At 66.5% G+C, this 13491-nt stretch carries 10 protein-coding genes; 6 read left to right on the top strand and 4 right to left on the bottom strand.

What is annotated here, in order from left to right; genetic code table 11:
• Positions 1 to 216 precede the first annotated feature (216 nt).
• Positions 217 to 1506, bottom strand: a complete 1290-nt coding sequence (locus G3N92_RS13380) for an aspartate carbamoyltransferase (RefSeq protein ID WP_206128005.1) — start codon at positions 1504 to 1506, stop codon at positions 217 to 219.
• A 264-nt stretch (positions 1507 to 1770) separates the two neighbouring features.
• Here G3N92_RS13380 and G3N92_RS13385 point away from each other — a divergent pair, with 264 nt between their 5' ends.
• Entirely contained in the window at positions 1771 to 1905 is a 135-nt protein-coding gene (locus G3N92_RS13385) for an entericidin A/B family lipoprotein (protein WP_042627551.1), read from the top strand.
• 104 nt (positions 1906 to 2009) lie between these two features.
• Here the strand turns inward: G3N92_RS13385 and G3N92_RS13390 are convergent, their stop codons facing one another.
• Entirely contained in the window at positions 2010 to 3002 is a 993-nt protein-coding gene (locus G3N92_RS13390; protein WP_206128006.1) for a LysR substrate-binding domain-containing protein, read from the bottom strand.
• Between the two features lie 139 nt (positions 3003 to 3141).
• Between G3N92_RS13390 and G3N92_RS13395 the strand changes: the two genes are divergently transcribed.
• Positions 3142 to 5427: an NADP-dependent malic enzyme gene (locus tag G3N92_RS13395; RefSeq protein ID WP_206128007.1), complete on the top strand. Its 2286-nt coding sequence runs from the start codon at positions 3142 to 3144 to the stop codon at positions 5425 to 5427.
• Between the two features lie 96 nt (positions 5428 to 5523).
• Here the strand turns inward: G3N92_RS13395 and G3N92_RS13400 are convergent, their stop codons facing one another.
• Positions 5524 to 6876 (bottom strand): carotenoid oxygenase family protein, encoded by a 1353-nt coding sequence (locus tag G3N92_RS13400; RefSeq protein WP_206128008.1) that lies wholly within the window; start codon positions 6874 to 6876, stop codon positions 5524 to 5526.
• Positions 6877 to 7059: 183 nt separating this feature from the next.
• Between G3N92_RS13400 and G3N92_RS13405 the strand changes: the two genes are divergently transcribed.
• The gene (locus G3N92_RS13405) at positions 7060 to 7959 is read left to right on the top strand and encodes a LysR substrate-binding domain-containing protein (protein ID WP_206128009.1); all 900 of its coding nucleotides are present in this window, start codon (positions 7060 to 7062) and stop codon (positions 7957 to 7959) included.
• A 14-nt stretch (positions 7960 to 7973) separates the two neighbouring features.
• A complete protein-coding gene (locus tag G3N92_RS13410) occupies positions 7974 to 8564 on the top strand; it encodes a hypothetical protein (RefSeq protein WP_206128010.1) in 591 nt (196 codons plus the stop codon).
• A gap of 53 nt (positions 8565 to 8617) precedes the next feature.
• Here the strand turns inward: G3N92_RS13410 and G3N92_RS13415 are convergent, their stop codons facing one another.
• A complete protein-coding gene (locus tag G3N92_RS13415) occupies positions 8618 to 9490 on the bottom strand; it encodes a DMT family transporter (RefSeq protein WP_206128011.1) in 873 nt (290 codons plus the stop codon).
• 454 nt (positions 9491 to 9944) lie between these two features.
• Between G3N92_RS13415 and G3N92_RS13420 the strand changes: the two genes are divergently transcribed.
• Complete coding sequence (locus G3N92_RS13420) at positions 9945 to 12497, top strand: type VI secretion system Vgr family protein (protein WP_206128012.1); 2553 nt, start codon at positions 9945 to 9947, stop codon at positions 12495 to 12497.
• Between the two features lie 5 nt (positions 12498 to 12502).
• A complete protein-coding gene (locus G3N92_RS13425; protein ID WP_206128013.1) occupies positions 12503 to 13477 on the top strand; it encodes a DUF4123 domain-containing protein in 975 nt (324 codons plus the stop codon).
• Positions 13478 to 13491 lie beyond the last annotated feature (14 nt).

A 13491-nucleotide genomic window follows, 5' to 3' on the forward strand; every position in this document is an offset into this window, starting at 1 on the left:
CATCAGCGGCGCATTGCGGCGCGCCTCGGCGAGCGGCACGATCGGAATCGCCGCGCGCGCGCCGCTCATGCGGCGGCCCGGCGCGGCGGGCGGGACGAACGGAACGGCGGAACGGGCATCGTCATCATCGGCGGGATCGGGAGGATCGGCGTTCGGGCGGCCCGCCATCGTAGCGGAATCCCGCCGGGCGGGCCGCGCCGCGCCCGCGCCACCGCGTCAGTCGATCCCGTGGAACACCGCATCCTCCGGCCCGAGATGCACGGGCGCGCGCCAGGTGGCGTCGCGCATCGAGTGCTGCACCAGATGATCGACGCCGAGCAGCACCGCGAAGATCGCCATGCGCACCGGAATGCCGTTGTCGGTCTGGCGGAAGATCGCGAGTCGCGGGTCGCGGTTCAGGTCGGTCGACAGGTCGTTCGCACCGGGCCGGCTGTCGCGCGGCAGCGGGTGCATGATCAGCGTCTCCGGCTTGCAGACGGCGTCCATGAGCGCCTGGTTGATCTGGAAATCGGGCGTGTAGCCCTCGAACGATTCGTCGGTGAAGCGCTCCTTCTGGATGCGCGTGGCGTACACCACGTCCGCGCCGGCCAGCCCGGTGGCCAGGTCGGCCGTTTCCTCGATCACGTGGCCGTTCTTCGAGATCTGCTCGACGATGTAGCGCGGCATTTCGAGCGTGGGCGGCGCCACCAGCGTGAAGCGGATGCCGCGATACAGCGCCAGCAGCTTGACCAGCGAATGCACGGTGCGGCCGTATTTGAGATCGCCGACGAACGCGATGTGCGAGCCGTCGACGATCTTGCCGAGCCGCGAGAACTCGCGCTGGATCGTGTAGAGATCGAGCAGCGCCTGGCTCGGATGCTCGCCGGGGCCGTCGCCGCCGTTGATCACGGGCAGGTTGACGGCGCGCGCGAACTCGGCCACCGAGCCCTGCTCGGGGTGGCGGATCACCAGCGCATCCACGTAGCCGGCCATCACGCGGCTCGTGTCGTGGATCGATTCGCCCTTGGCCATCGACGAGAACGTGAAGCCGGTGGTGTCGCACACCGAGCCGCCGAGCCGGCAGAACGCCGCGCCGAACGACACGCGGGTGCGCGTGCTGGCCTCGAAGAACAGGTTGCCGAGCACCGCGCCCTCGAGCACGCGCGAGATCTTGCGGCGGCGCGCGATCGGCTGCATGACGTCGGCCACGCGAAACAGCGCCTCCACCGAATCGCGCGAGAACTGATCGACCGACAGCAACTGCGGGCGGCCCTCGTAGAGGATCTGGCTCGACAGCGGCGACGATTCTACGCTTTGCGTATAGCCTGCCTCGCCGCTGCGCGAGACGATCTCCGACACGTAGCGTTCGACGATCTCGGGCATCGAGCGCGACTCCTGCGAATCGTCAGGCAAAAGCCAGGTGTCGAGCGCGCGGCGCGTCACGCCGATGCGGTTGGCGAACGCCTCGCGGGTCATGTTCAGGCGGCGCATGGCGTCGCGCAGGAAGGCTTGCTGGGGTACGGTCATGACGGCCTCGGTCTCGAAAATATACGCGGTGCGTATAATAGTTCGCCGTGACGCAAAGTCAAGCCGGATCTGTGCCGGAGCGGGTATACGCGGGGCGTAGCAGCCGCTGTACCGCCGCCGCCACGTCGCCGCAATCATTTGCTGGCGGCGCCGTGCGGCATTTGTATAATCGGGGCCGTGCCCCGCCTCGTCAGGGGTGGAAGCCGTTACGACACGGTACGATGTGCCCGCCCCGTGCGGGTTTGACTTCCTAGGAGACTCACCATGACGCGTTCGATTGCTGCGGTTCTGCTCGTTCTGACGGCTGCGCTCGCCGGTTGCAACACGATTGCCGGCGCAGGGCAGGACATTTCGAGTGGCGGCAACGCCATCTCGAACACGGCTGAAAAGGCCAAGTAAGTTCGACGCGCCGCGCCTTCGGGCGCGGGCCGAGAAGTTCGACGGGCTGCCGGTCAGGCAGCCCGTCGTCGTTTACGCGGTGGCGGATGACGCGGCGGGCGCGGTCAGGCTTCCTCGCTGTCGGCGGGCGAGGCGGCGCGGCCGGCCTCGGTTTCCTGGTAGTGCGAGCGCAGCGCGCGGGCCAACAGCGTGTCCACCTCGCGCGGCGCGCCGTCGCGCGTCAGGATCGCCACCGGCGGCAGCGTCCAGTCGAGCGAGTAGGGGACGATCGCCACGCCGGCGATATGCACGAGCTCCTCGGCGATATCGGCCGGCACGATCGATACGGCGTTCTCGTTGGACGCCAGGATCTCGCCGATCAGCCGCGACGAATAGCTCTCGACGATCGGCACGGGCGGCGACGCGCCCGCGCGCAGGAACAGGTCGGAGATCTGCTCGCGGATCGGCGTGTGCGGCGCGCCGAGGATCCAGTCGAGCTCCACCAGCTTCTGCCAGTTCAGCTTGCTGCGCGCAAGCCGCGCGGCCAGCCGGCGGCTTGCGATCAGCCGCGGCTTCTGCTGATAGACCACCTCGAAATGCAGCTCCGACAGATCCACCGTGGAGGTGGCGCGCGCGATCACCACGTCGAGCTGGTGCTCGCGCAACTGCGCGATCAACTGCTCGCTGGTGCCTTCGTGGATCGTCATGGTCAGCCGCTGCGGCACCTCGGCCTGGGTCTGGCGGATCGCGGCGGCCAGCGTGCGGCCCGAAATGAACGGGATCACGCCCACGTGGATGCGCGTGGCGTGCCCGGCCACCACGGCCTCGATGTCGCGCGTCAGATGGTCGAGATCGTGCAGCATGGCCTGCGCGCGCGCCAGCACCACCTTGCCGAGCGGGGTGGGCGTCATGCCGCGCGGGGTGCGGTCGAACAGCGGGCCGCCGAACATGCTTTCCAGTTCGGACAGCGTATTGGTGACGGCCGGCTGGCTGCTCGCCATCTGTTCGGCGACGCGCGTGAGCGATCCGTGCTGGCGGATCTGCAGCAGCAGAATCAGGTGGCGGATCTTCAGGCGGGTGCTGAGCCGCCGGATTACCTCTTCCGTATCGAAGGCCACGTTGCCGGCTTCCTGGTCATCATGAAAATGTGATGCGCCCATACTAATTCAAAATGGGGCGCTGTTTGCGGCTGCCTAGAATCGTTTCCTCGTACTGCCCGCCGGGATTCGCCCGGCGCACCTAGATCGAGTGGAGACGATGAACCAAACCGACCGCCAAGCCGCCCTGGAATACCACCAGTTCCCCACGCCGGGCAAGATTTCCGTCACCGCGAGCAAGCCGCTCGCCACCCAGCGCGACCTCGCGCTCGCCTACACGCCGGGCGTGGCGGTGGCCTGCGAGGAGATCGTCGAGAACCCCGCCAACGCGTTCAACTACACGAGCCGCGGCAATCTGGTGGGCGTGATCACCAACGGCACGGCGGTGCTCGGCCTCGGCAACATCGGCGCGCTGGCCTCGAAGCCGGTCATGGAAGGCAAGGCGGTGCTGTTCAAGAAGTTCGCCGGGATCGACGTGTTCGACATCGAGATCACCGAAACCGATCCGGACAAGCTGGTCGACATCATCGCCAGCCTCGAAGCCACGTTCGGCGGCATCAACCTCGAGGACATCAAGGCGCCCGAGTGCTTCACGGTCGAGCGCAAGCTGCGCGAGCGCATGAAGATTCCGGTCTTCCACGACGATCAGCACGGCACCGCGATCACCGTCAGCGCCGCGTTCATCAACGGCCTGAAGGTGGTCGGCAAGGACATCAAGCAGGTCAAGGTGGTCACCTCGGGCGCCGGCGCGGCCGCGCTCGCCTGTCTCGACCTGATGGTCGACCTGGGCCTGCCGCTCGAGAACATCTGGGCGACCGACATCGAGGGCGTGGTCTACCAGGGCCGCACCACGCTGATGGATCCGGACAAGGCGCGCTTCGCGCAGGACACCTCGGCGCGCACGCTGAGCGACGTGATCGAGGGCGCCGACGTGTTCCTCGGCTTGTCGGCCGGCAACGTGCTGCGCGCCGAGATGCTGCAGAAGATGGCGGCCAAGCCGCTGATCCTGGCGCTCGCGAACCCGACGCCGGAAATCTTCCCGGAAGTCGCGCATGCAACGCGCGACGACGTGGTGATCGCCACCGGCCGTTCGGATTTCCCGAACCAGGTCAACAACGTGCTGTGCTTCCCGTACATCTTCCGCGGCGCGCTCGACGTGGGCGCCACCACCATCACGCGGAACATGGAAATCGCCGCCGTGCACGCGATCGCCGGGCTGGCCGAGGAAGAGGCGAACGAGGCCGTGGCCGCCGCCTACGGCGCGTACGACCTGTCGTTCGGGCCGCAATACCTGATTCCGAAGCCGTTCGATTCGCGCCTGATCCTGCGCATCGCGCCGGCCGTCGCGAAGGCCGCGATCGAGGACGGCGTGGCCACGCGCCCGATCACGGATTTCGACGCCTACACGGATCAGCTCCAGCAGTTCGTCTATCACTCGGGCGCGTTCATGAAGCCGCTGTTCTCGGCGGCCAAGCAGTTCGTGCGCGACGGCGCGAAATCGCGCATCGTGTTCGCGGAAGGCGAGGAAGAGCGCGTGCTGCGCGCCGTGCAGGTGGTGGTCGACGAGAAGCTGGCGCGCCCGATCCTGATCGGCCGCCCCGAAGTGCTGCTCGCGCGCATCGAGAAGTTCGGCCTGCGCCTGCGCCTCGGCGAGGACGTGGAAGTGACGAACCCCGAATACGACGAGCGCTTCCATCAGTACTGGACGACCTACTGGGATCTGCGTTGCCGCGACGGCATCACCAAGGAAATGGCGCGCGTGGAAATGCGCCGCCGCCTGACGCTGATCGGCGCGATGATGGTCAAGCTCGGCGACGCCGACGGCATGGTGTGCGGCACGGTGGGCCGGTATCACGACCACCTGCGCTTCGTCGACGAGGTGATCGGCAAGCAGCACGGCGCGAAGACCTACGCGGCGATGAACATCCTGCTGCTCGACAAGCGCACGGTGGCGCTGGTCGACACGCACGTCAACGACAATCCGGACGCCGAACAGATCGCCGAATTCACGATCGCCGCGGCGTCGCAGATGGCCTGGCTGAACCTGCAACCGAAGGTGGCGCTGCTGTCGCGCTCGAACTTCGGCTCGGGCAGCTCGGCGTCGGGCACCAAGATGCGCGAGGTGCTGGAGCGGGTGCGCGAACAGGCGCCGGATCTGGAAATCGAAGGCGAAATGCACGGCGACTGCGCGCTCGACGAGGCGCTGCGCTCGCGGATCCTGCCGCACTCGCGCCTGAAGGGCGAGGCGAACCTGCTGGTGTGCCCGAACGTGGACGCCGGCAACATCGCCTACAACCTGCTGAAGACCAGCGCGGGCAGCAACGTGGCGGTCGGGCCGTTCCTGCTCGGCGTCAACGCGCCGGTCAACGTGCTGACCTCCAGCTCGACGGTGCGCCGGATCGTCAACATGGCCGCGCTGACGGTGCTGCAGGCCAACCGCGACTGACGATCGCGCCTCGGCGGCCGGGTTCGGCCGCTGCGACGCAAGATGACAACGCCCGGCGCGCGCAGCGCCGGGCGTTGTCGTTTCAGGCGCGGGATTTCAGGTTTCCGCCGGCAGCCACGCGCCGTGGAAGCCGGCCGGAATCCGCACCGGCAGATGCACGGTCGCCACCGGTTCGGCGTCGAGCCGCGCCGCATCGAGGATCACCACGTCGCTCGTCGCGCTGGCCGCGCGGTAGATGCAGGCCAGCACCCAGCCGTGCTCGTTGCCTGCCGGGTTGCCCGGGCTGCCCGCGCGCGGCACGAACACCGGCTCGCTGTTCTGGTCGCCGGGCGGCACCGCATGGCGCACGAGCGCGCCGGTCGTCACGTCGAGCCGCACGATGCCGCGCATCTCGTCCGGGTTCGGCTGCTCGGCCGCATAGCAGAAGCGGTAGGGGCGGCCGGTCAGGCGTTCGTCGATGCGCGGCAGCTCCATCGCCACGCCGGACAGCGGCCCTTCCTCCACCTGGCCCGATTCGAGATCGAACGTGTAGCGCCACGGCACGCCGGGCGGGTTCGGGTCGAACGTTGTGCCGTCGGGCGCGAGGCGCAGGAAATGCGGGTAGCGGATCGCGTCGAGCACGATCGTCGCGGCGTCGGCGTCGTACGCGTTGATGGTGTGCTGGATGAAGCACGGCGCGATCTCGAACCAGCGCGGCGCGCCGCCGCCGCGCGCGACGACGCCGATCCGCGCGGGCCGTTCGCCGTCCCAGCGCAGCGGCATGCGATGGCCGCGTTGCAGCATCGCGAAATCGTAGATCACGTTCAGATCGGGCAGCAGGCTGTGCGTGGCCGTGATCGCCAGGTCGTGAATCATCGCCGCGCGCGGCAGCGCGATCGGCTGATCGACGCGCGTCGCGCCGTCCGGGCCGGCCACTTGATAACGCAGAAACGGCGGCGCCCAGTGCGCGCGAAACCCGATCAGTTCGCCCGTGCGCGGATCGCGCTTCGGGTGCGCGTTGGTGCCGTCGGCGAACGCCGGGTGGCGGCGCGGGCCGCCGAGCGTGTCGAGCGCCGGCCCGATTTCGAGCGGGACGCCGCCCTCGGCCAGCGCCAGCGTGACGCCCGCGTGGCGGATCAGGTTGACGTTCGGGTTGGTGTCGAACGCTTCGGCGGCGTGTTCGGGCGCGTGATGCGCGGCCCAGCGGCGCGTGCGCAGCCAGCGGTTGCGATAGCCGGTCGCTTGACCATTCGCGAAGCCGACCGCGTGCAGCATCGCTGCCTCGGGCCACCACGACAGCATGTCGTTGCCGGCGAACCGGCCGCCGAGCGGGTTCGGCCCGTTGCGCACGAGCTGGCCGTTCAGGTCGGGCGGAATCGTGCCGGTCACGCGCAGCGCGGCGCCGGCGAGGTCGGATTCGCGGGAAACGGGCGCGATCGCGCCGGCATTGAGATCGAACGTGGACGACATCGGACAGGCTCCGTGAGCCGCGCAGGCGGCGAAGGATCGTATTTATATCCGGGTGTAAATAGAGTGTCAATATTATCCGGGTATAAATTGAGAATCCGTTCGCGTGCGCCGCTGTCGCATCCGGCGCGGCGCTGACGGATAATTCGCGCTCACCCTGCCTGTCCCTGCGGAGATTCCACGCTCATGAGTTCGTCGCTGCCGCTTGCCGCGCTGCATACCTTCGTCGAGGTGGTGCGCGCGGGCAGCATGAAGCAGGCCGCCGAGGCGCTGTGCGTGTCGCCGGGCGCGGTCAGCCAGCAGATCCGCAACCTGGAGGAGCGGCTGGCGATGCCGCTGTTCGTGCGCGGCGCGCGCGAGCTGATGCCCACCGACGTCGCGCGCGCGTTCTACGCACGCATCGCGCCGCAGTTTCGCGAGATCGGCGTCGCGTGGGACGCGCTGCGCGGCGAGCCGGGCCGCGGCCAGCGGCTGAACGTGACCACCACCGCGTCGTTCGCCGGCAACTGGCTGATTCCGCGTCTGGCCGCGTTCCAGGCCGCGCACCCCGGGCTCGACATCGAGATCGACAGCGGCGCGGAGCTGGTCGACCTGCGGCGCGGCCATGCCGACGTCGCGATCCGCCACGGCCTCGGCGATTACCCCGGCCATGCGGTGTGGCCGTTGTGGGCGCCCGAGCTGTGGCCGGTGTGCAGCCCCGCGTTGCTAGATTCGGCGCGCCCCGTGGTCGAGCCGGCCGATTGCCTCGCGTATCCGCTGTTGCAGGATGCCGACCGCGCCGACTGGACGCTCTGGCTGCGCGCGTTCGGCACCGAGGATGCGCGCACCGCGCGCGGCACGCGCTACGGCGACGACACGCTGCTGATTCGCGCCGCGCTGGCCGGGCAGGGCATCGCACTCGTGCGCGACGTGTATGCGCGCGACGACGTGGCCGCAGGGCGGCTCGTGCGCGTGATCGAGCGGCCCTGGCCGACGCGCTTCGCCTATTACGCCGTGTGCGATGCGGCGCGACGCGACGAATGGAAGATCGTCGCGTTTCGCGAGTGGCTCCAGCAGGTCAGCGCGCCATCCCATCGAATTCTTTGAAGGAACCTTGCACCATGCCGGAACGTTTCAATATCCCCATCGTTTTGAGCCGCGCGCTGAGCCCCGAGGAGCGCGCCGAATTCGCGTTCGCCGTGCGCGACACGTATTTGCCGCTGTTCCGCGCGTTCAAGGAAGCGAGCGTGTTCAGCTACGAAACGGAGGAATGGGAAAACCTGCCCTGGCCCGAGGGCGAGGCGCTGTTGCAGGATCTCGAGCCCGAACACGAACTGCTGTTCCTGTACGGCGAATGGCTCGGCGAAACGGCCGATGCGCGCAGTTGCGTGGGCATCGAGGAGAGCGAGGCCGGCAGCCGGCTCACGCTGTCGTTTCCGTTGCCGACCGATACGCCGGCCGCGCAACTGGAGGCGCATGTGCTGAGCGCGCGCGATCTGGCGGCGCGCTACGCCAGCGCGTTCGTGGTGGCGGGCGGGTGGGAGCTCGAGTGCGAATCCGAGGACGGCATCTCGGATTTCGTGCGCGAATGTTTCTCCAAGAACACCCTGTGTTCGTGGCTGGCCGCGCCGGCGCTGTTGCTGCCGAAGCTGCCGTCGCATTTCGTCAAGGTGAGCGAGGCCGAGCGGGTGGTGCTGGTGCGGCGCGAGTGAGCGCCAATACGCGCCAATGAGGCCAACGCGCGCGGCTCCGCCCGTCGGCGCGGTCAGCGCCGCGAGGCCAGCGGCAGCCGCCCGCTAAGTTTGCCGGTGGCCAGCGCGGTGCCGAGCAGGATCACCGCGCAGCCGGCCACGGCCTGCATCGTGATCGCTTCGCGCAGGAAGATCGCGCCCCACACGAGGCCGAACACCGGAATCAGGAACGTGACCGACGCCGCGTATTGCGCGCCGGCGTCCTGAATCAGCCGGAAATACAGCAGATAGGCCAGCGCCGTGCACACCGTGCCGAGCAGCGCCACCGACAGCCAGTCGAGCGGCGCGAGCGGCCCGGCCGGCCATAACGGGATCGCCGCCGGCACCAGCACCACGGCCGCGAACAACTGGCTGCCGAACGCCGACACGAACGGCCGGACCTGCGACAGCGCGCGCTTCGAGTAATTGCCCGCGAAGCCGTACGACAGCGTGGCCAGCAGCGCGGCGGCCACCGCCGGCAACGTGCCGCCGTGGCCGAGTTCGCCGCCCGCCAGGATCAGCACGCCCACGAAGCCGAGCGCCAGGCCCGCCGCCTGCTGGCGCTTCATCGGCGCGCGCAGCCAGACGAACGCGACGATCGCCGTCCACAGCGGCGTGGTGGCGTTCAGGATCGAATCGACGCCGGCCGTCAGCGACAGCGCCGCGAACGTCAGCAGGCAGAACGGCAGCGCCGAGTTCGTCACGCCCACCACCGCGAGCGGCCGCCAGTGCGTGCGGAATTCGCGGCGCGCGCCCGCGTCGCGCAGCACCGGCGCGAGCAGCGCGGCCGCGATCGCCACGCGCAGCGCGATCAGCGGCACGACGCCGAAATGCGGCGCGCCCATCCGCATGAACAGGAACGAGGCGCCCCAGATGGCGGCCAGCGTCACGAGCCGGATCGTATTCATCGTTGTGGTTCTCCGCGAAGCTTGGTCATGCCAATCGTTGTCGATGACACGATTGGACGCGATCGCGCGCGCGGCGACAAACGAGTTTGGCTGATGCGGGGTTCAGGAAATCTGAATTGACGGCGGTGCGCCGGTTTGTTTCGGAGGAGGATTTGGCGCGCCGATATTCGATTGGCAATAATTACTCGATTTGATTGATTTGAGTATTTTTGACTGATTTCGATGTCGCGATCGCGATTGTCTATTTCGAGTTGTCCGAGCGTTTCAAAGAAGGCGGGATTTGTTCAGAAGATATTCTCGATTCCATCTCGTTCTGCTACCATTCTTTCGTTTTTATTCACGAATGCTGTCAATTTAATTGACGATCCGATGCTGCCTGTAATGTTGGGTGGTGTAAGGCTCAGTGTTCGCGAGGACAGCCGATTCAACGGGCCGAAAACAAGACGGGGAGCGCATGAACCTGACTGATTTGATTCAGGCTATCCAGGGTGGCTTGATTCAGCAAGACCGGCTCATCCAGGCGGATATTCCGTCGTTGCCGGCCAATACGCTCGTGCCGCGGCGAGCGGTGACATGCTCGGAGATCGGGCGGGATTTCAGCGTCACGCTCGATCTGGTGTCGACGGCGGGCGACGTCGAACTCAAGACGCTGATCGCGCAGCCGATGGCGCTCCAGATTCTGCAAGGCGATAAATCGTATCTCCCGATCCACGGTTATATCCATACGGCGCGGCGTCTGGGTTCGGATGGGAGTTTCACGACCTATCAGTTGACGTTTGCCTCGTGGATGCATTTCCTGCGGTTTCGCAGCGACATGCGTTACTGGCAGGATCGGCCGGCCGATTCGATCATTGGCGACGTCTTCAACCAGCATCCGCAAGCCAAAGGCTGCTTCCAGTTTGTCCTGTCCAAACCGCTGCCGTCGCGATCGTATTGCCGCCAAAGCGAATCCGACTGGAACTTCGTCCACCGGCTCATGGAAGAGGAAGGGTTGTTCGGGTTCTGGCGTCAAGCCAAGGATGGAAAATCCCACACCCTCATCGTCACCGACGATATTTACTCGCTCGACAAGGCGTCGCCAAACAGCATCGATTTTTACCGCTCGGGCAGTGGCAGCGAAATCGATGCGTTCACGCAATGGGCGGGCTCGCGCACCTTGCAGAGTTCGACTTACACGACGCGCACCTTCGACTACAAGGCGCCGTCGGTGGCGGCCAATCCGAAGGGCACCACACTGCCGACGATGAGCGGTCAGGGCAATTTGCCCGAGCAGACCGAGATTTACGAATACACGGGCGCCTACACGTATCCGAAGCAGGATCGCGGCGAACAGTTGTCGCGTATTCATCTGGAAGAGTGGGAATCGCGGGCGAAGCGCTTCTTCGCGTCGGGCGGTGTCCGGGGGCTGGATGCGGGCCAGAGCTTCGTCTTGGCGGGGCACCCCGAACACGACCGCGATCCTGCCGGTCAACGCGAATTCGCCGCCATCAAGCTGCGGCGATACATCGAGAACAATCTGCCGCTGTCGGACCACGAGGCGAGTTTTCCGTACAGCTTGCAGTACGACCTGGCGCAGGCCAAGGCGCGCAATACCGGCGACCCGATCGCGCACGAAGACGGATCGACCGGTTTCTACCTGGCCGAGGTCGAGGCGCAGCGCGTGACGATGCCCTATCGCAGCCCGTTCGATCATAAGAAGCCCGAAATGGAGCTCGAAACGGCCATCGTGGTCGGGCCGCAGGGCGAAGAGGTGTACACCGACGAATTGAATCGCGTGAAGGTGATGTTCGTCTGGGATCGCCAGAATCCCGGGGATGCATCGGCATCGTGTTGGGTGCGGGTGGCGCAATCCGACACGGGCGGCGGCTACGGCAGCGTCCACGTGCCTCGAATCGGCGAAGAGGTGCTGGTGGGCTATATCGGCGGCGATTGCGATCGGCCGATCGTCCTGCACCGTGTCTACAACGGCAAGGTCCAACCGCAGTGGCATAGCGATGGCATCGTGTCAGGCTACCGCACGAAGGAATACGGCGGCAGCGGCTACAACCAGATCGTCCTCGACGACGCAACGGGACAGAACCGCGTCCAGCTCTATTCGAGCAGTGCGCAAACCCATCTGCACCTCGGTTATCTGATCCAGCATTCGGACAATGCGCGCGGCGCGTTCCTCGGCAGCGGCTTCGATCTGAAGTCCGAAGCGTATGGCGCGATTCGGGCGGGCCAGGGGCTGTTGCTGTCGACGCACGCCGCGTCCGTCAATCAGCCTTGGAGCGTCACGGCGGCTTCCGAGCAACTGACCGGTGCGGAAAGCATCGTCGAACTGACGTCGCAGGCGAGTGCGTCGAACCAGGCGGAAAGCCTCGATGAAGGCCACGAAGCGCTGAAGAAATTCACGGACGCCACGCAATACAGCGTGGCCGGCGGCGCCGGCGGCGGCGGGCGAACGGCGGGCGGCGGCGCCGGCAATGCGAACGGGTTTTCGACGCCCATCATGTTGATGGCCAGTCCCGCCGGGGTCGGGGTGTCGACACAGGATTCCGCGCAAATTACCGCGAATCAGCAAGTCAGCATTGTCAGCGGCAAGAGCACGCATGTGGCCGCCGGGAAGTCGCTGGTTGCGAGTGTCATGGAGAAAATCAGCCTGTTTGCGCAGAACGCCGGCATCAAGTTGTTCGCGTCGAAAGGCAAGGTCGAGATTCAGGCTCAGAGCGATGAAATGAAGCTCGGCGCCATGAACGACATGACCATCACGAGTTCGAACGGGCGCGTGGTGATCTCGGCGGAAAAGGAAGTCTGGATCGGCGCCGGCGGCTCCTATATCAAGATTACCTCCGGTTTGATCGAGAACGGCACGAGCGGTCAGATTCTCGAAAAATGCGCATCGTGGGACAAACCGGGCGCTTCGTCGATGCGAATTCCCGCGCCGATCGCGAGTGTGCCGAACGGATGCGCATGGAAGACGGCGTCGGCCAGTGCCGATAGTGCGTCGAGCATCGTTTTGGAGTGAGGCAGATGGAAGAGTCGAGTGCGATCGGCCAGGGCCAGGATTGGCACGACGAAGCGGTGGCCTCGGTCCTGGCCCGCTTGCATGCCTATTTCGGCAAGCGCCCGCAAATGCAGTGTTATCTGGTTGTCGATCCGGGGCATCGCGATATCGCCAACGATGAAGCGGTCAGCCAGATGCTCGAGGCCTTGCCGCGTGAGCGCGTGCAAGTCGAGCACGATGCGTTTCCGGCAAGCCAGCAGCCGTATCTCGCCGCGCTGGATCTCGACCGAGCGGCGGACGCCGCGCTGCTCGAGGCGAGCGTGCGGATTGCGGTGGCGGACCGGCATCCCATGTCGATGGCGCAGGGCTTGGGGCAGCGCGTGGGAGGCTGGCTGGCGAGCGAGGCGCCGCTCTCCGACGTGGCCGGCCATTTGTCGCGGCTGGTTCTGCAGTACAACGAAGAAGGGCGCCCATGCGTGCTGCGCTTTTACGATTCGCGAGCGTTGAGCCTGATCTGGCCGGTGTTGTCCGAATCCCAGCAACAGACGCTGCTCGGTCCGATCTCGGCGTGGCATGCGCTCGATGCCTGTGCGCAACCGGACGCCTATCTCGGCGATGCCGGCGCGCGGCGCGATCTTGCGCTGGACGGTACGCAGTGGCGGCAGATCCATCGTCATGGCCTGATCAATCGCGCGCTGGCCTTGCATGCGATGACGGCCGGGCGGCAGCCGGAGCCGCCCGAGATCGAAGCCGCCCTGGCCGCCGCCGAACAGGCGGAACATCACGGCCTGTCGGATCGCGATGATCATGTGGCGTTCATTGGGCACGCGCTGACGTGGCATGCGCGGTTTTATCGGTATCCCAAAGTGCTGCAATTACTGAGCGCCATGAAGCCCGGCGACTTTTACACGGGGGCCATTGCCGCGTTGACGGATGCCGATTTGGCCGACATTCGCGGCGGCGCTTGGTATTCGCGCTCGGGCGCCGCGTCTCCCCACTGATTTGCAGTCCCATT

It is taken from the genome of Burkholderia sp. Ac-20379 (assembly GCF_017104645.1).
In the GTDB taxonomy this organism is placed as follows: Bacteria; Pseudomonadota; Gammaproteobacteria; order Burkholderiales; family Burkholderiaceae; genus Burkholderia.